The organism is Sphingorhabdus sp. (assembly GCF_041737645.1).
Classification (GTDB): Bacteria; Pseudomonadota; Alphaproteobacteria; order Sphingomonadales; family Sphingomonadaceae; genus Sphingorhabdus_B.
Genome location: NZ_JBGSRI010000053.1, coordinates 39,146 through 58,586, shown reverse-complemented (window position 1 = coordinate 58,586; position 19,441 = coordinate 39,146). Strand labels below are relative to the sequence as shown.

Annotated in this window: 25 protein-coding genes, 1 tRNA gene and 1 pseudogene; 6 read left to right on the top strand and 21 right to left on the bottom strand. The window is 54.5% G+C overall.

Annotated features, from left to right (window positions below; all coding sequences use genetic code 11):
• Nucleotides 1-248: hypothetical protein (locus ACEW72_RS10040; RefSeq protein WP_373476235.1), on the top strand; the 248-nt coding region annotated here is incomplete at its 5' end.
• 55 nt (nucleotides 249-303) lie between these two features.
• Here ACEW72_RS10040 and ACEW72_RS10035 read toward each other — a convergent pair.
• The gene (locus tag ACEW72_RS10035; protein ID WP_373476234.1) at nucleotides 304-957 is read right to left on the bottom strand and encodes a hypothetical protein; all 654 of its coding nucleotides are present in this window, start codon (nucleotides 955-957) and stop codon (nucleotides 304-306) included.
• Between the two features lie 81 nt (nucleotides 958-1,038).
• Between ACEW72_RS10035 and ACEW72_RS10030 the strand changes: the two genes are divergently transcribed.
• Entirely contained in the window at nucleotides 1,039-1,248 is a 210-nt protein-coding gene (locus ACEW72_RS10030; protein ID WP_373476233.1) for a helix-turn-helix domain-containing protein, read from the top strand.
• 408 nt (nucleotides 1,249-1,656) lie between these two features.
• Here the strand turns inward: ACEW72_RS10030 and ACEW72_RS10025 are convergent, their stop codons facing one another.
• The 9 genes from ACEW72_RS10025 to ACEW72_RS09985 all read right to left on the bottom strand — a co-directional run bounded on the left by ACEW72_RS10025 (nucleotide 1,657) and on the right by ACEW72_RS09985 (nucleotide 8,212).
• Nucleotides 1,657-2,316 (bottom strand): PilZ domain-containing protein, encoded by a 660-nt coding sequence (locus tag ACEW72_RS10025; protein WP_373476232.1) that lies wholly within the window; start codon nucleotides 2,314-2,316, stop codon nucleotides 1,657-1,659.
• A 2-nt stretch (nucleotides 2,317-2,318) separates the two neighbouring features.
• Entirely contained in the window at nucleotides 2,319-2,936 is a 618-nt protein-coding gene (locus ACEW72_RS10020; RefSeq protein ID WP_373476231.1) for a hypothetical protein, read from the bottom strand.
• A complete protein-coding gene (locus ACEW72_RS10015) occupies nucleotides 2,909-3,220 on the bottom strand; it encodes a hypothetical protein (RefSeq protein WP_373476230.1) in 312 nt (103 codons plus the stop codon). The genes ACEW72_RS10020 and ACEW72_RS10015 overlap by 28 nt, the downstream gene beginning before the upstream one ends.
• 173 nt (nucleotides 3,221-3,393) lie before the next feature.
• Nucleotides 3,394-5,211, bottom strand: a complete 1,818-nt coding sequence (locus tag ACEW72_RS10010) for a tetratricopeptide repeat protein (protein WP_373476229.1) — start codon at nucleotides 5,209-5,211, stop codon at nucleotides 3,394-3,396.
• 57 nt (nucleotides 5,212-5,268) lie between these two features.
• Nucleotides 5,269-5,802, bottom strand: a complete 534-nt coding sequence (locus tag ACEW72_RS10005; RefSeq protein ID WP_373476240.1) for a RadC family protein — start codon at nucleotides 5,800-5,802, stop codon at nucleotides 5,269-5,271.
• A gap of 56 nt (nucleotides 5,803-5,858) precedes the next feature.
• Complete coding sequence (locus tag ACEW72_RS10000; protein ID WP_373476241.1) at nucleotides 5,859-6,269, bottom strand: hypothetical protein; 411 nt, start codon at nucleotides 6,267-6,269, stop codon at nucleotides 5,859-5,861.
• Between the two features lie 50 nt (nucleotides 6,270-6,319).
• Nucleotides 6,320-6,688 (bottom strand): hypothetical protein, encoded by a 369-nt coding sequence (locus tag ACEW72_RS09995; RefSeq protein ID WP_373476228.1) that lies wholly within the window; start codon nucleotides 6,686-6,688, stop codon nucleotides 6,320-6,322.
• A gap of 55 nt (nucleotides 6,689-6,743) precedes the next feature.
• Complete coding sequence (locus ACEW72_RS09990; protein ID WP_373476227.1) at nucleotides 6,744-7,469, bottom strand: helix-turn-helix transcriptional regulator; 726 nt, start codon at nucleotides 7,467-7,469, stop codon at nucleotides 6,744-6,746.
• Nucleotides 7,470-7,549: 80 nt separating this feature from the next.
• Nucleotides 7,550-8,212, bottom strand: coding sequence for an autotransporter outer membrane beta-barrel domain-containing protein (locus ACEW72_RS09985; protein WP_373476226.1), 663 nt, complete (start codon nucleotides 8,210-8,212; stop codon nucleotides 7,550-7,552).
• A gap of 51 nt (nucleotides 8,213-8,263) precedes the next feature.
• Here ACEW72_RS09985 and ACEW72_RS09980 point away from each other — a divergent pair, with 51 nt between their 5' ends.
• Nucleotides 8,264-8,587, top strand: a complete 324-nt coding sequence (locus tag ACEW72_RS09980; protein WP_373476225.1) for a hypothetical protein — start codon at nucleotides 8,264-8,266, stop codon at nucleotides 8,585-8,587.
• A gap of 194 nt (nucleotides 8,588-8,781) precedes the next feature.
• On the opposite strand, the gene ACEW72_RS09975 is transcribed toward ACEW72_RS09980, so the two are convergent.
• A tRNA-Arg gene (locus tag ACEW72_RS09975) sits at nucleotides 8,782-8,858 on the bottom strand.
• A 48-nt stretch (nucleotides 8,859-8,906) separates the two neighbouring features.
• Here ACEW72_RS09975 and ACEW72_RS09970 point away from each other — a divergent pair.
• Both ACEW72_RS09970 and ACEW72_RS09965 read left to right on the top strand, forming a co-directional pair.
• On the top strand, nucleotides 8,907-9,650 hold the full coding sequence (locus tag ACEW72_RS09970) for a queuosine precursor transporter (protein ID WP_373476224.1): 744 nt from the start codon (nucleotides 8,907-8,909) through the stop codon (nucleotides 9,648-9,650).
• Nucleotides 9,647-10,054, top strand: coding sequence for a hypothetical protein (locus ACEW72_RS09965; protein ID WP_373476223.1), 408 nt, complete (start codon nucleotides 9,647-9,649; stop codon nucleotides 10,052-10,054). The genes ACEW72_RS09970 and ACEW72_RS09965 overlap by 4 nt, the downstream gene beginning before the upstream one ends.
• On the opposite strand, the gene purQ is transcribed toward ACEW72_RS09965, so the two are convergent.
• The 4 genes from purQ to purC all read right to left on the bottom strand — a co-directional run bounded on the left by purQ (nucleotide 10,007) and on the right by purC (nucleotide 14,936).
• On the bottom strand, nucleotides 10,007-10,672 hold the full coding sequence (purQ, locus tag ACEW72_RS09960) for a phosphoribosylformylglycinamidine synthase subunit PurQ (RefSeq protein WP_373476222.1): 666 nt from the start codon (nucleotides 10,670-10,672) through the stop codon (nucleotides 10,007-10,009). The two genes, ACEW72_RS09965 and purQ, sit on opposite strands and share 48 nt — an antisense overlap.
• Nucleotides 10,672-10,905, bottom strand: coding sequence for a phosphoribosylformylglycinamidine synthase subunit PurS (purS, locus tag ACEW72_RS09955; RefSeq protein ID WP_373476221.1), 234 nt, complete (start codon nucleotides 10,903-10,905; stop codon nucleotides 10,672-10,674). Before purS ends, purQ begins: the two co-directional genes overlap by 1 nt.
• 356 nt (nucleotides 10,906-11,261) lie before the next feature.
• Entirely contained in the window at nucleotides 11,262-14,090 is a 2,829-nt protein-coding gene (locus ACEW72_RS09950; protein ID WP_373476239.1) for a M16 family metallopeptidase, read from the bottom strand.
• Nucleotides 14,091-14,156: 66 nt separating this feature from the next.
• Nucleotides 14,157-14,936: a phosphoribosylaminoimidazolesuccinocarboxamide synthase gene (gene purC / locus ACEW72_RS09945; protein WP_373476220.1), complete on the bottom strand. Its 780-nt coding sequence runs from the start codon at nucleotides 14,934-14,936 to the stop codon at nucleotides 14,157-14,159.
• Between the two features lie 186 nt (nucleotides 14,937-15,122).
• On the opposite strand from purC, the gene aat reads away from it, so the two are divergent.
• A complete protein-coding gene (gene aat / locus ACEW72_RS09940) occupies nucleotides 15,123-15,857 on the top strand; it encodes a leucyl/phenylalanyl-tRNA--protein transferase (protein ID WP_373476238.1) in 735 nt (244 codons plus the stop codon).
• 35 nt (nucleotides 15,858-15,892) lie between these two features.
• Here aat and ACEW72_RS09935 read toward each other — a convergent pair.
• From ACEW72_RS09935 to ACEW72_RS09910, 6 genes and pseudogenes are all read right to left on the bottom strand, one after another.
• Nucleotides 15,893-16,117: pseudogene (locus tag ACEW72_RS09935) on the bottom strand (DUF2155 domain-containing protein); the annotation flags it as partial.
• 188 nt (nucleotides 16,118-16,305) lie between these two features.
• Nucleotides 16,306-16,692 (bottom strand): NADH:ubiquinone oxidoreductase subunit NDUFA12, encoded by a 387-nt coding sequence (locus ACEW72_RS09930; protein WP_373476219.1) that lies wholly within the window; start codon nucleotides 16,690-16,692, stop codon nucleotides 16,306-16,308.
• A gap of 39 nt (nucleotides 16,693-16,731) precedes the next feature.
• Nucleotides 16,732-17,244 (bottom strand): DUF192 domain-containing protein, encoded by a 513-nt coding sequence (locus tag ACEW72_RS09925; protein WP_373476218.1) that lies wholly within the window; start codon nucleotides 17,242-17,244, stop codon nucleotides 16,732-16,734.
• Entirely contained in the window at nucleotides 17,241-17,924 is a 684-nt protein-coding gene (locus ACEW72_RS09920; RefSeq protein ID WP_373476217.1) for a GIN domain-containing protein, read from the bottom strand. Before ACEW72_RS09920 ends, ACEW72_RS09925 begins: the two co-directional genes overlap by 4 nt.
• A gap of 29 nt (nucleotides 17,925-17,953) precedes the next feature.
• The gene (locus ACEW72_RS09915) at nucleotides 17,954-18,580 is read right to left on the bottom strand and encodes a class I SAM-dependent methyltransferase (protein ID WP_373476216.1); all 627 of its coding nucleotides are present in this window, start codon (nucleotides 18,578-18,580) and stop codon (nucleotides 17,954-17,956) included.
• Complete coding sequence (locus tag ACEW72_RS09910) at nucleotides 18,577-19,326, bottom strand: head GIN domain-containing protein (RefSeq protein WP_373476215.1); 750 nt, start codon at nucleotides 19,324-19,326, stop codon at nucleotides 18,577-18,579. The genes ACEW72_RS09915 and ACEW72_RS09910 overlap by 4 nt, the downstream gene beginning before the upstream one ends.
• Nucleotides 19,327-19,441: the final 115 nt, after the last annotated feature.

The window sequence follows — 19,441 nt, the reverse complement described above, 5'->3', positions numbered from 1 at the left end:
ACGGAGTTATGCACGTTGAGCTGCTGACCGAGCGCCTGCGTATTCTGAAAAACGACATCGGCGCCTCTCTCATTGCGGAGGCTATCAAACGGGCCCGGACGATGGGCTATAAAAATGCGGTTGCGACAGCATATGGGGACTGCGCCGGGCAGCCCTATCGCAACGCCGGATGGAAACCGGCTGGGTCGACATCCACCTTGGCATTCGGCCAGACCATAACAATGACGGAATGGACGCACGGACTGTAAGAATGGGACAATGGGCGCAATTGCAGATCTCAACTGTTGCTTCGGCCCGAGCTAATCATGGAGTGACAAGGCCTTTAGAACGCTTCCATTTCTCGACGGCCTGAAGCAACCCAACAACCTCAACAGCAGGCAGGTCATCATTCCAGTCGAAACTGGTAGCCGACTTGAAACGAAATTTCAGCGTGGCTTTAGGATTTTGTTCGTACGATGCCGCAAGCGCGTCGATATCGTCTTCGCTCAAATTGAAGCCGACGGTTTCCTCAAGCACGCACGGCCCGTAGGCGCAAGTTACAACCCGGCGATCGATAACAGTAAGTGCAATTGTCTTGAGCCCGCTAGGGAAGGCAATATTTGCGCGGTCATACCTGCGCCAATTACCGGAGTATGTGATGGTCTGATACAGTTGGTAATTCGCTGTGACGGTCGGCCGGTCGAGAATGGCTCGGAGCATGTTGTCTGCCCGGACCGGGTCGGTAAACCCACCCTTCCACCGGAACGCTGCCTCTGTGGTTATGGTGACCAGCGGCTCTAACGGATCATCCTTGATGCTCGCGGTGCCTGCAATCTGCGACGGCGTTAGTTTGGCAATGGCGGCAAGCCGCTTTTTTTCCTGCTTTGCCGAACGCTGAGTGTCGTCAGCAGCTTGAACGGGGTGAGCAAGCAACACTCCCGCGATTGATAAAGTGCTCGCCAGCCCATGTAACCGCACGTTCGCCTCCCATTACACGTTCCATCAAATACACATTATAGTTGATAAACTCGGTTCGCATTCAAAGCCAATGCTTTGTGCATGGACATGCGCAAACTTGTTGGGGAGAACACAGCCCGCATCCGGAAGGAAAAGGGCCTGACACAAGAGGCGCTTGCGGAAAAGTCGGGGCTCAGCCAGCAATATATTTCCGGGCTGGAAAACGGCCAACGAAATCCAGCAATCGTTACGCTTTACGAATTATCGACAGCACTTGGGGTCGGGCATTTGGATTTGTTGACCCCAAACTAAATTGAGCTCCGGGAACACATCCCTTAGTCAGTTATGAGCGCAAGTACGGTCGTCGCCCTCAAATAGAACTTAAATGCACGTATAGCCGGCTTTGCCAAATGCGCGCAGGCCACTCCAGATTTGCAGAACCAATCTTATGCCACCTACGCCTTACGTGCCGGACGAGCTCCGCCGAAATAGAAAGTTGCGTAATGAATAGGTCGGCTAGCGCTGACTGCTTTGTTGGACGTAGGCGACAGTCCGGTATGAGGGCGCCATTGGTGCTAAGCGGACCTTCGTTCATACGTTACCTGGAGGCGGATTCAGGTAATTTGCCGCGATGTGTCGTCTTATCCGCCCAGCGCCCGGAACGCCCGCTCGTGCTCTGATGCCAGCGCCCTGACATGTCAGCACATCTGCTGCTGTTGCTTACCGGGCTGCCGACCAGCCTGTCATCTCTTCGATGCTGAGTGTCCGATGGAATTCAAGCCCGACCTGTTCGCCAGCCTGCCATTTAACGCAGCCGCCTACCGGGCGAAGTGCGTCATGGATTATCTGTACCCGGCAATCGATCGGCAGATATTTTGAAAACTGTATTTTGGCACCGCGCTGCGAAATGTCGCACAGCCGGGCATCGGCTAGAACAGAGCCAGTCCGAAGCAGGATCGGCCGGTCGATATTGATTCGTGGCGGACGCGGGCGCAATTTGCCGCCGTCCGCATCCGACCTGGCCAGGACCGCGTCGACCGAAATCCAGCTGCAAAACTTGATACCGAACTCAGTGCCATCCTGCCAGACGACCTCACCTTCGATCCGGTCGCCGTCGAGCAGCGAAATCACGACATGCTCGCCGGTTTCAAAACTCAGACTGCTCTGAACCAGCATGCCGCCTTCTGATATGTTGCGCACGATGCCCATGCCTTCGACCTTGTGGATGCAGCTCGAGAGGCGGGCGGCACGCATTACGGCGCGGTGCCGCAGGCTCTCCCTACGGTCCGATGGCAGTTTATCGAGGCCGCTGTCAGTCACTGGGATGACAAAATCGAGCGCGACGGACGTGGATACGGGGGGAGAATATTTATCGAGCATGTTTAATCGACCCTCATTCTGTACTTGAGAATAAAAAAGGATGGTTCAGGCAAAGCCGCCTTCATATTGCCGCGGAGCCGGAACCGTAAATGGGTGATCGAAGGGTCGACGCCTGCCAGATCGGGTGCCGGACGATAGTCGAAGCTGGCCCCGCCGTCGGATGAAAACTCGATGCAGTCGCTGCTGTCATCCAGCGCGTGAAAATGGCAGCTTAACTCGCTCGGCCGGTCACCCTCGATGAACAGAAACGGGCTGCTGTTGTCGGGGCCGGCTTCTGTTACAACCAGACTCAATGCTGGCGGCACGCGATTGACAATTACGAGGCTGTCGCTGTCGAGTGCTTCACGCCCCGAATAAGTTACCTGCGTCCGGAACTCGACGATCGAACCCTGCAATGTTTTCGGATTGCTACTGCTCACCGGGTCGGAAATGACCTGTCCGGTCATCGATATTCTGACGTCCGGGCTGGCCATTGCCGAAGGGCTGATCAGCATCAGGCACAGTGGAAATATGGTTACAAGCTGCCGCAGCCAGTCTGCGTAAACCGGTAAAGCCAGCGCGCGCGCTGCCATGAGGATCTGCGAATATTGGCTCATGGCAAATCGATGATGAACTGCCATGTCGCGGGTCGCTCCGAAGTCAGCCGATCCCCAACCAGACGCCTCCGCACGGGGTGCCGTGTTCCATTGATCGAGATTTCTGTGCTCCGGCCATCGGTGAGCAGACGGGAACTGACGATAATTGGACTGAGGATTTCCACGCGTGCGTCTGCTTTCTCGATATTGATCTGCGCCGGAGCCTGTGGAAGTGGGAAAGGCCCCGGCGCAGATGCGAAAGCGACTGCGCCCATGATGCACCCACGTAGGACCAGTACAGGTGGAGTGGCGGCAGACAGTGCTTCCATGAGAGGGATAATGACCGGTCAAGGCATCATTGCGCAGTTTTACACGGTTGCAGAACGAAATTAGGTCGCATCTTGTTAGTCAATGGATAATGACCACTATATATAGTAGTTGAACTGTAACTGGGTTAATTTCGATTAACGATTGTAACGGCTGGTAAAGCGGCAGATCTCGGTCATGCAGGAGGCAGCACGGTCATGAGCCGCAGATAGGCGATCGTGCGGTCACGCACCTGCCGCGACAGGATCAGCGGCTGCATCATCTCGTCCGGCGTGCCGTCAGGTGCAGCTGAAACCGCAGCAAATTTTTGCCATTGCGCCCTTGCTCCTGGCAGGTCACCCGATGCAGCGGCAATCAGCGTTTCGCACAGATGGTGGTAGGCAGGGTTTGTGCCGGGGATGTTTTCGGCTTCGGCAGACAGCGAACCCAGCAAATCGGTTCGCCCGCTTCGTATTGCCGCGAGGATGAGCGAGAGCCGGGCATAGGATTCGCCAGGTGACCTGACCGCGAACGCCCGGGCCAGCAGCTGCTCACCTCGGGGATCGCCGCACAGCGCGGAAAAATTGCCAAGTACTGCCAGCAATACGGGGTCATAGGGATTGGCTTCGGCGGCGTGACCGGTATGCAGCACGCCCTTTGGGCAATTGCCCGACACGAAATAGATACGGGCCATCGCAAAATGGCCGTAAGCCTCTTTGGGATCTGACCGTATCGCCTGTTGCGCAAGCGACAGCGCATTGCCCATTGCAGCGCTCCGGCCCGACAGTGGCGCGGTCTCGACGACATGGAAGGACAATAGGCCGAGACGAACGGCATCGAGACGGCCGTCGCCGATCGGTACTTTCAGACAGTCGGAAAGCTGCGAACGCAGCGCCATATCCTGCGTATTCAGAAAATCGAGATAGCCGAGCAGACAGGGATATCCGGGCCCGTAAACGCGCCTGCTGGCTTTTGTTTCTCTGGCGGCGATCATGCCAAATGGTCCGGCCAGCTGTACGATGCTCCTGCCTAGATTGTCCGAAAGCGGTTTCACAGAATCGAAGCTCGCGCTACTTGACCATAAGAGCTCATCGCTGCGGTTGTCGGTCAGTCTAAGGTAAAGCGAGCGTTCGCCTGCCTGCGGCTCACCCAGCTGTAACGCCAGACGGTAGCTGGCTTTTCCTGATTGCGATGCCGCGGCTCCCGGTTCGTCCAGAAGCAGGCGCACCACCCAGGAGCGGCTGATGCTGTCGGCAAGTTTGGCATGGACTTCCCCAGCAATGGCCTGCGACTGCGTATCGGACGCTGAGCCGGGTCGCTCGAGGAACAATATGGGGCGTTCGGCTGTCGCGCTCACTTTCGCAGCAGGAGGCGCAGCGTTGCCCCACAGATAATAGCCGCCTGCAAGTCCTGCGATCAGCGTCAGTAGCGCAAACAGCGCCCATGGGAATTCGGGCCAGCTGCGGCGCCGACCCTCGGGCTGAAAGACCGGGCGAGCTTCGATATCCTGTGCATGGCTGATTGAGACGGTATTTTCGTTCGCTTCTGCCGGTGCGGGAAATTCCGGCACCCGGCTGCTACCGGCACGGGTCTCGCCGGGAGAACTTATCAGTTCGGGATAGGCCTTTGCCCGGCGTGCCAGCCGGACGCCATAGCTTCCTCCGGGAATATACAGGCACATGTCGCCGACAGGATCATGCCGCGCATAATAACCTTCGAGCATCTTGCGCAGCCGCAGCACCTGCACTCTTGGATAGCTGTCGATATTGGGATCGAAATCGGGAGTTCTGCCCAATCCGTCGACGCCCACTACATAGCTTTTGAGAAGTTCGCCCTTACCCTCCAGCGTCTGCTCGACAAGATAGCTGAGCAGTCGCTCCAGCTTCGGCGCTTTCCTGAAATGGCCGCATGCCAGTATGGCAGCAAGCTCGGCCCGAGCAGCACTGACCCAGCGCGGGTTCTTATTGTCCTGTCCGGTCAAAGCCGCACGACTGGCCCATGCATCGTCACCCATATCTGTTCCCTGGTAACGGCTTAAGCCGTTGGTAAATTGAATGATGTGGCCGCTGGATCATCCCCACGGATCGATCGACCTGTGAAATCGCATGCTGTGATAACTTCTGGAGGAGACGATGAAGTGATCGTGAAATGCAATGCCGAGTGTGTCGGCGGCGGTAAGAAGCCTGCGCGTCATCTCAATATCGGCCTGGCTTGGCAGCACCGCATGGCTCGGGTGGTTATGGGCTGCAATAAACGCCGAACAGTCCAGCTCGAGCGCCCTGCGCATGACCTCCCGCGGATATACCTGAACCTCTGAAACGGTGCCCCTCCAGAGCAGCTCGTCCGCAATGATCCTGTTATGGGCATCGAGAAACAGCACGCGGAAGCTCTCGACCCGGCCATCACCCATCGTTGCCTGCAGATAGTGCACGAGATCGACGCAGTTTTTGATCGCCGGATGTTCGATAGTGGTCGGCTTGCCGATTTCAGCGGCAATCTGAAGAATCGCTTTGAGCTTTGCTGCCTGTTGCGGGTCATGAATGATCTCGGTGAGCTCGTGCAGATCCACAAAATACAGGCTTGCCGCATTGCCGAAGCGCGCAATGAGCGCGCGGAGTTTTTCGTCGCCGATGTCGGGTCCGAGAACCGTTCGCAGAAGGTCTACTTCTGTTTGCGGCGTGCCAGCATGGTAGCTGCGAATATTGTCCCGAACTGCAGATAGGCCCAGATTCCCTGGCTGATCCCATAGGCCCTGGGCAGCAGGTTCTGCGCAAAACTGCTCGCTATGTGAATTGTCACTGCGGCTAGTTGCCAGCCCACGAGCAGAAGAGGCCAGACTTCGCGCGAGCGCACCGCGATCCATATGAACGCCAGAAGCGCGATCACATCGATCACCAGTACGCTGATATTTAGGGGGAGCCATTTATGACTTCCTGTCACGTAAACGAGAGTGGTCGCGAGTATGCCGGCAATCATGACGCCGATTGCCGCCCGCTTCTGGTGGTCGCCCCTGACCAGCACATAACCCGCCGCCGAGAGAAAAAGCAGCCAGAAGATCATGCCCCATAACATGCCGCTAAATCAGCATGTACGGGCCTGCCGGTCAAGGGTGTGCACGGCGATCAGGCAGCCTGCTCTGTCACCAGCGTCAGCCGCTCGGCCTGGCCTTTTTCGAAAATCTTCCAGCCATCGCCCATGGCATAAGCGCCGAGCCCGATATCGCGCTGGGTGCCAGCCAGGACTTCATGGGCTTCGACGGTCTGTCTGCGGCACTCGATCAGCGAATGCAGAGCCTGAGCCGACAGATCGAAGGCGGGCTGGCAGACGGTTGCCGAGAGCCTGGCTTCCATCCGCGCTGCCGGCAGTTCGCTGTTCAGTTCGGACAGCTTTATGATTGCGAGATCGATGGCTTCTTCTGCTGCATGGAGCTTGGCTGCAACACCCCGTACGACGGCTATTTTGGTGGATAAATCGGCTCGACGGTCAGACATGACAATTCCTTTCAGCACACGCAGTGCTTCCAAAATCAGGCAATATTGCCTTTGATTAAATGCGGGAGAGAACCTCTAACGCGGCTATGGCTGCTGCGAAGGCCAGAAGCGAAATTGCGGCGATGCCGACAATGATCACTGACTTTGCACGCAGGCTAAGCGGCGATGACGGCGCTTTCCCAGTTGGGACCGGTACGGAAAACAGCGCCTCGATCTTCGACGCGTCACCGAACATATATGGTGTCTGCGCATCGTGTAATTTCGAGCTTGCTGTGCCGGAGAGCAGGTCCTTTTCACGACCCGGCCCACCATCCCTAGCGCCATCGGCGTTAACCGGAATATACGCCGTGTCGTATAATACCGGATCGCATAAATCGGATCGTTGTGCGATCTGCCCTATGTCGTCGTCGCAGAAGCGACGGGCAGCCTCGAACCTCGATGCAGCCCCCATCTGCCGGGTGGCAAAACGCAGTCTCTGATCGACGGTATGTTTGGAGATGCCCAGCAAACGAGCAATTTCCTTGGAACTATAATGTCGACCGGCGAGCCTGAGGCATTCCTTGTGAATGTCCTTAAGCCCGGTCGGTCCCAATTCGGTTGGTCCCATCGTAACACCTGCGGTCAATATTTCCGGATTATGTGCGGCGGCGCACAATTTTGCAATGAGAGACTCGGCGCTGCCTGACGGATTAACGGGGTGGATGGCCGTCGGCCAGGCCGTCCGGTGACAGAATCCACCGCGCTTTACCCGCGCCGAAAAGTTACCGGCATTGCAGCGCAATGCCGGTAACTCCCCCAGCAGTCGGTAGCCCTGTCTTCCGTAAGTGCGACCCGGACGAAGAAACTACCGACTGATAGCTCTTAGAACGCAGCCGACAGCGAGACGCGGGCACCCACAACTACGTTGTCTTGTTGTTCTTCAACATTGACCTCACCGCCGATACGAAAGCCTTCGCCTCCGCCAGAGAGACGTGCAGCACCGGTCCAGCCGCTCGTGCGTTCTTCAGGGGTCAGCGTGAAGCTGGTGCCGTTTTTGAACTTCGCGATTGTCGCTCCGAGGTCGCCGCTCAGGATCTGCCGGCGTCCGCCTTCGATCTCGATACGCGGACGACCGATGCCATCTTCGACTTCACCAAAATCATAGGCCACGGCAAGTCCGGCATTCAGAGCGAGTTCGTCGCTACGTCGCTTTTCGACAAACAGGTCAATTGCATCGCCGCCGCCAGTTTCCTGATGCGCGTCTTCGGTAAGGCGGTAATAATCCAGCGACGCCGATGGACGAATGCTCAGTCGGCCAGCCGGGATCGCATATGATAGTCCACCGGAGGCCGTGATCAGCTTCCCATCCCATTCGGCTTCCGAAGTCTTTTGAACCGCACCTTGCAAATCCGTTCCGAAGAAATTGCGCGTGCTGTCAAATCCGATTTGACCGTAACCAGCCTTGGCGAATGTGTGGAGGCCAGGGTAGACAACCGCGGCTTGCTCAACATTGTTAGGGCCGACAGCACGGTCCAACCCTCTCACTTAAACCTGGCAATCGAATGTCGTGCTATGAGGCTGCGCCGCGGGAAAGCAATGCGACTTGTCATACCTGCGCCATCATCAGGTGACGCCATTCAGATGCGAGATGACAAGCTGATCGCGCTAATTGCTGAATCACGAACTATCATGGCGCAGATCACCGATAACCCAGGCAAATCAATCCCTATTCTCGCCGCGGAGCAAGGCCGCTGCCGTGTTCGGATGATGAAGATTGCAAAGCTGGCTTGCCTCGACCCCGATATTGTTGCCGCAATTGTTAACGGGCGGCAGCCACTAAAACTCACACCAGCCAAGCTCCTTGCCAACGAACTCCCCCTCGCGTGGGCTGAACAGAAGCGCACGCTCGGATTCGGCTGACCGCTTCCGACAATCCAACAGAAGTCTGTTTTTTGGGCCCCTGAGACGGGCCCTATTTTTTTGCCAAATGAGATCGCAACAGAGACCGTTTTGGCTTCTGGACGAATTTTGCACCGGCGGAAGCCCGCAGAACTCCGCCGTAATTGGCGCTATGCATCAAAAGTCTCTGGATAACTGTGATTTTAAGGACTGCGTGGCGCGCCCTACAGGAGTCGAACCTGTGGCCTCAAGATTAGAAGTCTCGCGCTCTATCCAGCTGAGCTAAGGGCGCGCGCCGTGGAGCGCAATAACCACTTTGCGCGCGCCTGCAAAGCTGCTTATGACGACAAATATGCAAGACACCTCAATTATCGCCGAAAGCGCCAGTGCTTCGACCGGTCGCCACTTTCGATATTATGATTTTGTCATGGCCGCGTTTGTTGCTGTGCTGTTGCTGTCCAACGTTATAGGCGCGGCCAAGCCGGCTGCCCTTACACTTGGCGGGGAACAATGGGTTTTTGGTGCCGGAATTTTGTTTTTCCCTCTCGGTTATGTGATCGGTGATGTTTTAACCGAAGTCTATGGATACGCCCGCGCGCGCCGGGTGATTTGGGCCGGTTTCGTAGGTCTTATTTTTATGGCATTCATGAGCTGGGTTGTCGTTGCCCTGCCGCCCGCGTCCGGTTGGGAAGGGCAAGCGGCTTATGAAGCGGTTTTTGGTCAGGTCTGGCGGATTGTGGCCGCGTCCATAACCGCGTTTTGGGCAGGCGAGTTCGTCAATAGCTATGTGATGGCAAGGATGAAAGTCTGGACCGCTGGCAAGCATTTGTGGACACGGACAATTGGCTCCACGGTGGTGGGCCAAGGGGTAGATAGCGTGATTTTCTATCCGCTTGCCTTTTGGGGGGTGTGGTCGAACGAACAAGTCATTATTGTCATGATAACCAACTGGCTGTTGAAAGTGGGTTGGGAAGTGGTGCTGACGCCGGTTACGTATCTGGTGGTCGGATGGCTGAAGAATAAAGAAGGTGTCGACATTTTTGACCAGGACACCGATTTCTCCCCGTTCAAGACGAAAGTATGATGCAGGAAATCTTACAGAAATTGGCCGATCAATGGATCGGTTATAAAATCTGGCTGACTGATTTTGTCGGCTTAACCAATGATGCGATGCACATTCACGGTTCGATTTTGATTCTATTCGTTTCGGCCGTACTGCTTCGACGCCGACCGGATAGCTTATGGTGCTGGTTTATTGTTTTGATTGCTGAATTGTTTAACGAATATGCCGACTTTCATGGTGTGGCTCCCGCCGAGGCAACGATCGATGCTGCGGTCCACGATCTTTATAATACAATGTTTTGGCCAACAGTAATTGTGGTGCTTGGACGTTTTCTGTTTCCACCGCAAAGGAAGCTGCGCGAACCCGAACCTGATGTTTCAGGCGATCTCGCGGATGAGTCCTTCAAAGAGCCTGCGGCCGTCTGATCCACCTTGCAGTGGCTCAATCATGCGTTCGGGGTGGGGCATCATACCTAGGACATTCCCCGAAAGATTCAGAATTCCGGCAATATTGCGCGCTGAACCGTTTACAGGCTCGGCGTAACGAAATGCAATTCGGCCATCGCCTTCAAGACGGTTAAGGGTTTCATCATCAGCAAAATAATTACCGTCATGATGGGCGACAGGACAGATAATTGACTGGCCTGCTTCATATTGATTTGTAAAAGTCGATTGGCTGTTTTCGACCGTCAATTGCACATTACGACAGACAAAGCGGATTCCTGCGTTACGCATCAATGCGCCGGGCAATAGGCCGGCCTCGGTCAATATCTGGAAACCGTTACACACGCCCAATACAGGCACGCCGCGATGCGCAGTAGCAACCACAGCCTGCATGATTGGCGACCGCGCCGCCATTGCGCCTGAACGGAGATAATCGCCGTAAGAAAATCCTCCGGGAATGGCTATCAGGTCCAGCTTCTCCGGCAGCTCCGTCTCGCGGTGCCACATTATGCGCGTATCAGCGCCGGTTATCTGACGTATCGCCACCGCCATGTCGCGGTCACAATTTGAACCGGGAAATTGTATGACGGCCGCGCGCATCAGGCGGCCTGCTCAATCTCGAAGTTTTCGATGACCATATTGGCGAGCAACTTGGTGCACATCGCTTCTATATCGGTAGCCGAAAGGCCCGGCTCATGTTCGATTTCAAAAAGTCGGCCCGCGCGCACATCATTTACGCCCGAAAAACCGAGACTTTCGATTGCGTGATGAATGGCTTTGCCTTGCGGATCAAGCACGCCATTTTTTAAGGTTACGAAGACGCGGGTTTTCATGGCACTCACCTGTGTTGCTTGTCTTGCGTTTCCTATAGAAGGCACGCGAATTGAAACAAGAGGGCAGGTGTCCGATAACCAGATTTTAACCATGTTAGGCAATGCTGTATTGAGGGTAATGGGTTTAAGCGCATTCACCACAATTAGTTCGTGGAAGTAATTGCGCTGATCGGAGGGACCTATGGTTGGGCTGGCAACTGCGATGTTTATAGGGCTATTTGCTTTCGGGCATGAAATGCTCGGCTGGAGTGGTGTGCCCAATGATGAGGTTCAACTGGGACTGTTTATCGCGTTCATTTTGGGTATTGTCTGCGGCTATAAAACCAGAGGATAGGGATGTAATGCCCCGAACCTCGTTAGTTGCCTACCTCCAGAGAGTTCACCGCATTTTTATCGACCAATTCGTCGGGTAAAGCCCGGAACGTAAACGGCGCCGGCTTGCCGATCCACTTAATTGCCAATTGCCATATATCGTCCGCTGTGATCGATTTGAACAGATCCTCGCTTTTACGAAACCGGTTCAGCCTTTCCGGCTTGCTTTGGGCAATTGAGGCGATGCCGATCCATGTGCCATTTTGCCTTTTCCAGTCGGCATAACTTTCCAGCACTGGTTTGCGAGCCCGTTCGAAGAGGTCGGCTTCGACCGGTTTTGCCAGAATTTCCGATATGATCGCATCTACAGTTGCTTCGATTACCGGAAGATCTTTGGGATCGCCGCTTGTGCCGATGGTGAAAGTTCCCCGGCCCGGATACACGCCCGACATAAATGAATTGGCACCGCCGCCATAAGTCGCGCCTAGCTTTTCGCGCAACTCATCGGTCAGCCGCAAAGTGATGACCCGCGCGAGCAGATCCATGCCTTGGCTGGTCTTCTGGTCACTGTCGTCAGTCGTGGTCCATATTCTGCGCCAGCCCAATTGGTTGGCTTCACCTTTGTGGGGCAGGTCGAACTTCCCACCGGCTTTGTTCCACGCCGTTTTACGTTGTTCGGTATATCCGTTTTTATCGGAACTGCGGTGGGGCAGGGCACCAAAGGTGCGGGCAACGCTCGCAATTGCAGCGTCTTCGTCAATATCGCCTACAAGCGCGATTTCGACCGGGTTTTTTGTCAAGGCGTCGCCCAGGATCGACTTGAGTGATGCAAAATCGAGAGCTTGCATCGTTGCAAGGGGTGCAATGCTAAAACGCGGGTCGTTGTCGGTTATGACTTTGATCGAGGATACACCCAATACCGAACCTGGCGTTGCATCAAGCCGGGCGTAAAATTCGGGCAATGGCCGCTGAAATAAACGAAGTGCGTTGTCCGAATAGCCGGGATATTTTGTAAAAGCCGCCATAACCTGTAACTGTCGTTCAAGGTCGGCTGGCGCGATGGAGCCTGAGCTACCAAAATATTCATCGGCTACACTTAAGCTTGCGGAAACGGTTGTACCCGCCAGCAACGAACGCAAATCCTCTACATCATGCGCTTCGAGGCCACCAGAAACAAAAGCGCCGGACATCAAAGCGGCCATTGCGGCATGGTCCTTACCGAAATGCAATTCACCGCCATCGATTCGCAGGGAATAACGCAGTCTATTATCTTCAAAATCGGTTTTTTTAATGTTGAGCAAAACACCGTTGGCAAATTTCAGGGTACGGATGCCGAGGTCAGCAACGGTGATATCGCTGACCACGATACCTGCCGAACCGAAGTCGGTATAGGCGAATAGCTGCTCTTTTCGTGCCGCCGGAGGCGCGACCGCCACATTGCGGCTTGCCGTAAACTGGGTGAGCAGTTGTTCGCCGGTAAAACCCTCATCCTTTTTTGTGGTGTAAAATATGATTGGCTGCTCCAGCTTGCCAAACCATTGCGAAAAAATGCTGTCGATTGCCGTTTTTGTCATGAAAGGTCGCAACTGTCGCCAAAGCAGGAGGCGATAGGCGGCGGAATTCAGAACATCGTCGTCCAGTCCGGCCAGTTCATTGGCAAATGTGACGCTGAGTTTGGTAGCTTCGCTTTTCGCCGCATTATCAAAGGCAGAATCAAGCCGCTTTATTTGTTCGGCAATTTCGGTTTCGTTAAAGCCATATTGGGTGGCCTGACGGACAATCTGTTCGGCAAATGGCAGCAATTCCTGCCAGCTTCCGTCTTTTCCAGATGCACCAAATCCGATACGTGCATATTGGTCACAAAAGCCGACATCGAAACTCGTTCCGCCACCCAGAAATGCGACATCATTCTCCCGCGACTTGCGGCTCATCCGTTGGGCGATGATAGAGGACGCGATCTGCATTTTCAGGTCTAACAACGCACGGTCAACTGTATCGGGACGGGGTTGATCCGGAATGAATTGCTGAATGTTGATGGCTTCCCCGATTTTCGGATGCACAAAAAAGCTGCTGGCTCCGCCGCGATTTGTGTCGATGGTGCACGTGTCAAAATCGGGTAAGGCCGGGTCTTTATTTTCCCAATCGGCGAATTTACGAACTATTTCCCGTTCGATTGCGCCAACGTCGATAGGGCCCACGATGATAATTCTGGTGCGGTCCGGCCTATACCATTTTTTGTAAAGCGCGCGCATCCGTTCCGCCGGGGCGGTTTCCAGTATTTCCTGTTGTCCGATCGGATACCGGGTTGCGTAATACGTTCCGGGATAGAAAAGGTCGTTGGCGGCACGTGCACTTTGAAAACCATAATTTTCCCGTTCGCGCTTTTCAGCGATCACGATACCGCGTTCTCTATCGACTGCGCCGGCATTGAACAGAACTTCACTGGCAGTTTCCCGCATCAGGAAGAGTGCGCGCTCGATCAAAGATGTATCAGCACGCGGCAGGTCCAGCTTATATTGTGTCTGGGTATAGCCCGTGGACGCATTGGTGTCGGCGCCAAAAGATAGCCCCAGCCGTTCGAGCATCTTGACCATTTCGCCTTCGGGCACATGAGTCGTCCCGTTAAAGGCCATATGCTCGATAAAATGGGCGAGCCCTTGTTCGTCATCGGCTTCTGCGGCAGACCCGAAGTCGATCGCCATTCTGACAATGACCTGATTTTCAGGCCTTTGGTTCGGTCGGATAGCATAACGCAACCCGTTGGAAAGCCTCCCATAAACTATGCTTGGGTCAGGTTCTAGATTAGACGTTTCGGCATTCCACGGAGCCGTCCGTTCCGCCCCCTCAGGGGCCTTTCCCGATGCCGCAGACACAGGCGCAGCGATTATCAGCAAAGCCGATAGCGCTAACCCCAAAATTCCGCACTTTAGCACCCCGGCTTATTTCCCCTTGCGAAGGCGATGGCTAACCATGTCGAGAACCGCCCCTTCGTTTTCGTCGGGCATCAGTCCCAAACGGCGGGCCACTTCCTGATATGCTTCGGCCTCTCCGCCTAAATCGCGGCGGAACCGGTCTTTATCAAGTTTTTCCCCGGTCTCGATATCCCATAAGCGGCAACCATCCGGGCTGATTTCGTCCGCCAGGATAATCCGTGAAAAATCGCCATCGAACAATCGGCCAAATTCAAGTTTGAAGTCGATAAGCCGGATGCCAATCGCCGCGAACATACCGCACATGAAATCGTTGATCCTGATGGCCATCGAGCTGATGTCCTGCATCTCTTCTTGTGTCGCCCATCCGAAGCAGGCGATATGTTCCTCGGCGACCAACGGATCACCCAAAGCGTCATCTTTGTAGCAATATTCAAGCAGGGTATGCGGTAAAGGCGTGCCTTCTTCGATACCGAGCCGCTTCGACAAAGACCCTGCGGCGACATTCCGTACGATGACTTCGATAGGAACAATTTCCACCTGCCGGACCAATTGTTCGCGCATATTGAGGCGGCGGATGAAATGGGTCGGGATTCCGATATGCGACAGTCGCGTAAAAACATGTTCTGACACGCGATTGTTTATGACGCCCTTACCGGAAATCGTACCCTTTTTCTGGGCATTGAATGCGGTCGCATCATCCTTGAAATATTGGATAATCGTGCCCGGTTCAGGACCTTCATAAAGGATCTTGGCCTTGCCTTCATAGATTTTGCGACGGCGGGTCATATATGGTCCCTGACTTACCTAGAAATGATAGGCCCCGGCAGTGAAGGTCCTATACGGACTCAACACAGCCGGGGCTAATTTGTGTTCTATAATCCATTGCATGCGCCGGTGCAATTCGAGATAGGATATTAGGCGTAATTGCCAAGCAGCAGAGGATCGCTATTGCCCATCGACCTGAATTTACTGATGCGCGCTTATGCCAGCGGGATATTTCCGATGTCGGATGCCAGAGATGATCCCGATACATTCTGGATTGAGCCCGAACAAAGAGCAATATTGCCATTGAACGGCTTCAAATTGTCAAAGTCCCTGGCCAAAACGATCCGGCAAGATCGGTTTAGGGTAACAGCCGATACTGCCTTTGCTCGGGTAATTGCGACCTGCGCTGAATCGCGCGAGGATCGCCGGGATACTTGGATAAACCCGGACATCGAAAATGCTTTTTGCGAATTGCATCAACGCGGCCATGCCCATAGCATCGAATGCTGGGTTGGTGACGAGTTGGTTGGCGGACTTTACGGCATGGCGATGGGCCGGGCATTTTTTGGCGAAAGTATGTTTTCGCGCGCGACCGATGCCTCAAAAGTCGCTTTGGCGTGGCTTGTGGCACGACTAAAAATTGGCGGTTTCGTACTTCTCGATTGCCAGTTTATTACCGATCATCTGCAAAGTTTGGGCGCAATCGAAATCAGCCAGGTCGATTATCTGGTGCTTCTGGAAGAAGCACTCGGGCGCGACTTTCAAGTTTCTGTAGTATTTTCAGTATCGCCCGCTGCATCAGCAGCAGGGGCTTCTGGGGCGGGTGACTGGGGCGCGCTTGATGGCTTTTTGGCTTCGGGTGCTGCATCGACACCAGAGGATTTTTCTTCGTCTTCCTCGCCGGGGAAGGTCATTTTGCAGGCTTTGACCCAAATATCATAAATGGGGTGTTCAACGACATTTGCGGCGGGATTTTCCTTGAACAACCATCCCGAAAAAACCTGACGCCAGCGCTCGGGCTGTGTTGTGCCTTGCGGACGTTCGTTGATTATGAGCTGGACGAATGCCCCTTCATCTGGATGCGTTTCCCAAGGGGCCGTTTTTTCACAAGCACGCACTCTTACTACGACCTTGCCAAATCTGATGGCTTCCCCCGGCTTCAACTCGATATCGCGGGTTTGGCCGTTGCGTTTGTTCAGCATTCCCAGAACCGCGACGCGTTCTGCCATCGGTGTGCCCAATGTTGTGCTGGTAGAAACAGATATTTTATCACGCGTTACCTGCGCTTTTCCGGATTTAACCGGGGCCAGCGCATCGTCACTCTCTTTTGGCGATCCGCACGCAGCCACCATTGCCAAAAATGGCATCAGCATCAGACCGCGAAGCAGCGTCATGATGCGTCGGGACTCCACGCGTCATAATCACCGGTAGCGCGGGCGCGACGGCCGCCATGTTCGATGGCACCGTTTGGACGATAGGCACTGTCAGTGCCCGTCAGGTTCGGAACCGGGGCAGTTTTGAAGCCCCGGACGGGCGGCAAGTAGCTTTCAGGTTCCCCGTCATGGGTTCCATGCAGCCATCCATGCCAGTCGGGCGAGACCCGGCTTGCGTCATTTGCACCATTATAAATGACCCAGCGGCGCTTGCCATCGACGGACTGATAATAATTGTTTCCGGCATCATCCTGCCCAACCGGCTTGCCTTTGCGCCAGCTATAGATGGATGTGCCAATGGTGGCGCCGTCCCACCAGGTGAAGATTTTTCCGAGAATTCCCATGCTTGTGCGATTAGGGCGAAGCGGTCGCGTGTGCAATCCCTATTTGGCCTGCCAAATGACCTTGTCGCCCGCTTTGATGCCAAGTTCAAAGGTCAGTCCTCCCCGTAATTCGAGAACGGAGACGACAGGCTCACCGGCACTCACCGGCTCGGTCGAATAAGGGATAGTATTTTCCGCAATGCTCTCGATTGTCCCATTTTCGCGGATGAAGATGATGTCTAATGGAATGACGGTATTCTTCATCCAGAAACTTGCAACCTTCGGCTCAGGAAATGGAAAAATCATGCCTGCGTCATCTGCTAGCTCGGTTCGGAACATCATGCCCTTGGCTTGTTCCATCGAACTGCGCGCAATTTCGACAGTGAAGGTGTGTTTCTTGGTACCGCTGGTGATACATAACTGTGTTTGCGACAGCCCGGCCGCGGATGGTGCCAATGCTGCACCGGTTGCACAAGCATTGGCTTTGCTGCCTCCATTAGCTGGCAGTGTGCAAGCTGATATCGCCAATGCGAAAATTAAGCCGCCATATTTCATGAATTCTTCGCACTTCATTTGCTCGAACCAGTGTCTATTTTTGCACAGTTGATAGCTGCCGCGCCAGCCTGTTTTATAAAGCAAGTGCCTTTGCCACTTATGCTGATTTTGCCGGAGCCACGATTATAAATATCGGTTCCTTCCCGGACAGTTGCGGTTGAAACAGCATTGCCGATATGTTCAAGGTGCAACTTTCGCATGGATACTTTCTCTGCTTCGAAAGATCCTGATCCATCGACTGTCACTCGCCCATCGCTGATGTCACCACCGCCCAAAAGGATTTTACCGTTACCAATGATATTAGCGGTAAACTGGTCAGCTACCAATTTACCGATATCGATCGAACCATTCCCGGACAGCAATATCCGTGCGAGATTCTGTTGCCGCACTTCTGATATATTAAGCTTGCCATTTCCGCTTAGGGTGATGTCCTTGATATCTTGCGTTGTCAGCTTTAGCTGCAAGGGTGCGGTGATGGGAACGCCGCGGTTGTTGTTGATTATGTTTTGCAACCGGACGCGCAATGTCGTGCCGACCCGCTCCAGCTTGAGCGATTCAAGCACACGCTTGTCCCCATTGGCAATTGCCGAGGGTGACTTTCCGGTCACGATGGTGACATCGATATCGCCGATCACCACGATGTTTTCAAAGCTGGCGACCAATAATTTGCGTTCAATCGGCTTGTTGGTTTGAGCCATCGACGAACTGCCAACACATATAATTGATATTAAGAAGCCAATCGCGCCTCGCCCCATTCGACCCAGCCCAGCCATCGCGGTGTCCTTTTCATATATTGCCCTTGCGTCGCATTGGTCGCAAAGCCTGCGGATGATATGGCGCTTGTTACTGGACGGGTCAAATGGCAACCGCCTGCGATATGTTTCCATGCAGGCTCGATCCGTTCCTGCCATTTGGCAGGAGCCGAATCCGGAGCAAGGCCATGTTCGGCAAATAGCAGCTTTCCACCCGGTTTAAGGACCCGCCTTGCCTCGGCCAGAGCGGCGTCCGGGTCTTGCACCGAGCACAGCGTGAAAGTCGTGACAATGGTGTCAAAACTGCCGCTTGCATAGGGCAGAGCCTCGGCAATGCCAGTTATGAAATTTGCCCGTCGTCCCTGTTGCATCAATTCCGCATTGGCACGTTCCAGCAATTCTGCGGATGGATCTATGCCTGAAAGACTGCGTATCTTGTACCAATCATAAAATTGCAGATTGGCCGCGCCGCCACAGCCCAGTTCAAGGACATCGCCCGATGCTTGGGGAATTATCTTGGCGCGGCTTTTCATGATGCCCGGCTGTCGGCAGGCACAGCCGATCAGTCTGGGTACAACATGCTTGTCCCAAAAACTGCTCATGAACAAGTGACGTTGCCCGACCCCATTTTTGAAGTCGTGCATTTTGCTCCGCCAGTCACCTCGACATCGCCGCTACCTGCGATGCTGACTTCCACTGTACCTGTGGCGTTCAGTTTCAGGTCACCCGATCCGGCGATGGACACTTCGGCGTCGGTAGTCGCTAGCTTGGCAGCATCTACGGTGCCTGCGCCTGCGATGGAATATTCTGCTTTGTCAACTTTTCCGGCCAGTGTTGCTTCGCCCGAACCGGCGATGCTGACGTCGAGCTTTTTACCGGTAAGCGCGCCGACTTTGATGTTGCCCGATCCGGCAATGGACAGGTCAAGGCCGTCGGCCGTCATGGCGTCTGCGGTAAAGTCACCCGATCCCGCCATTGCGGCTTTGTCGAGGAACGGGGCGGTGATTGTGATATTGGCGGCATTGGCACTGTTGCCGAACCATTTGCCCCTGGTGCGACCAATGCGGAGTGAACCTTCTTCCAGTTTATAGCGCAAGGTGGCGAGGGCTTCGTCATTCCCTTCGGCCTTGATGCTGAAAGTGTCGCCGACGACGTAGATGATATTGTCCGGTCCGACACCTTCGAGTTCGGTAAACGCGCCAATTTTTGTATTAGCGGTGCTAATCTTGGTTCCGTTGGCAAGGCCGTTATCCGATCCGGAAATATCCTCCGCCGCATCCATGACCGAATAGCCGCAGGCCGAAACTGTTAATGCGGCTGAAGCTACAAGCAGTAATTTTGTTTTCATGATCCACTCCATCTGTATTGCGTACATAATACACTGAGTTGGCTTGAAAACAAGAAAAAAGGGACGCCGTTGCCAGCGCCCCTCCAGTTTTCCGGTAAGGAAAGTCTTTGGCCTC

Coding starts and splice junctions, on each gene's coding strand:
- ACEW72_RS09925 (WP_373476218.1), bottom strand. CDS start 17,244: ATGAAGTGCGAAGAATTCATGAAATATGGCGGCTTAATTTTCGCATTG.
- ACEW72_RS10025 (WP_373476232.1), bottom strand. CDS start 2,316: ATGCTCGATAAATATTCTCCCCCCGTATCCACGTCCGTCGCGCTCGAT.
- purQ (WP_373476222.1), bottom strand. CDS start 10,672: ATGCGCGCGGCCGTCATACAATTTCCCGGTTCAAATTGTGACCGCGAC.
- purS (WP_373476221.1), bottom strand. CDS start 10,905: ATGAAAACCCGCGTCTTCGTAACCTTAAAAAATGGCGTGCTTGATCCG.
- ACEW72_RS09970 (WP_373476224.1), top strand. CDS start 8,907: ATGACGACAAATATGCAAGACACCTCAATTATCGCCGAAAGCGCCAGT.
- aat (WP_373476238.1), top strand. CDS start 15,123: ATGCGCGCTTATGCCAGCGGGATATTTCCGATGTCGGATGCCAGAGAT.
- ACEW72_RS10020 (WP_373476231.1), bottom strand. CDS start 2,936: ATGGCAGTTCATCATCGATTTGCCATGAGCCAATATTCGCAGATCCTC.
- purC (WP_373476220.1), bottom strand. CDS start 14,936: ATGACCCGCCGTCGCAAAATCTATGAAGGCAAGGCCAAGATCCTTTAT.
- ACEW72_RS09965 (WP_373476223.1), top strand. CDS start 9,647: ATGATGCAGGAAATCTTACAGAAATTGGCCGATCAATGGATCGGTTAT.
- ACEW72_RS09920 (WP_373476217.1), bottom strand. CDS start 17,924: ATGGCTCAAACCAACAAGCCGATTGAACGCAAATTATTGGTCGCCAGC.
- ACEW72_RS10015 (WP_373476230.1), bottom strand. CDS start 3,220: ATGGAAGCACTGTCTGCCGCCACTCCACCTGTACTGGTCCTACGTGGG.
- ACEW72_RS10000 (WP_373476241.1), bottom strand. CDS start 6,269: ATGTTATGGGGCATGATCTTCTGGCTGCTTTTTCTCTCGGCGGCGGGT.
- ACEW72_RS10010 (WP_373476229.1), bottom strand. CDS start 5,211: ATGGGTGACGATGCATGGGCCAGTCGTGCGGCTTTGACCGGACAGGAC.
- ACEW72_RS10030 (WP_373476233.1), top strand. CDS start 1,039: ATGGACATGCGCAAACTTGTTGGGGAGAACACAGCCCGCATCCGGAAG.
- ACEW72_RS09910 (WP_373476215.1), bottom strand. CDS start 19,326: ATGAAAACAAAATTACTGCTTGTAGCTTCAGCCGCATTAACAGTTTCG.
- ACEW72_RS09915 (WP_373476216.1), bottom strand. CDS start 18,580: ATGAGCAGTTTTTGGGACAAGCATGTTGTACCCAGACTGATCGGCTGT.
- ACEW72_RS09980 (WP_373476225.1), top strand. CDS start 8,264: ATGCGACTTGTCATACCTGCGCCATCATCAGGTGACGCCATTCAGATG.
- ACEW72_RS09930 (WP_373476219.1), bottom strand. CDS start 16,692: ATGGGAATTCTCGGAAAAATCTTCACCTGGTGGGACGGCGCCACCATT.
- ACEW72_RS09995 (WP_373476228.1), bottom strand. CDS start 6,688: ATGTCTGACCGTCGAGCCGATTTATCCACCAAAATAGCCGTCGTACGG.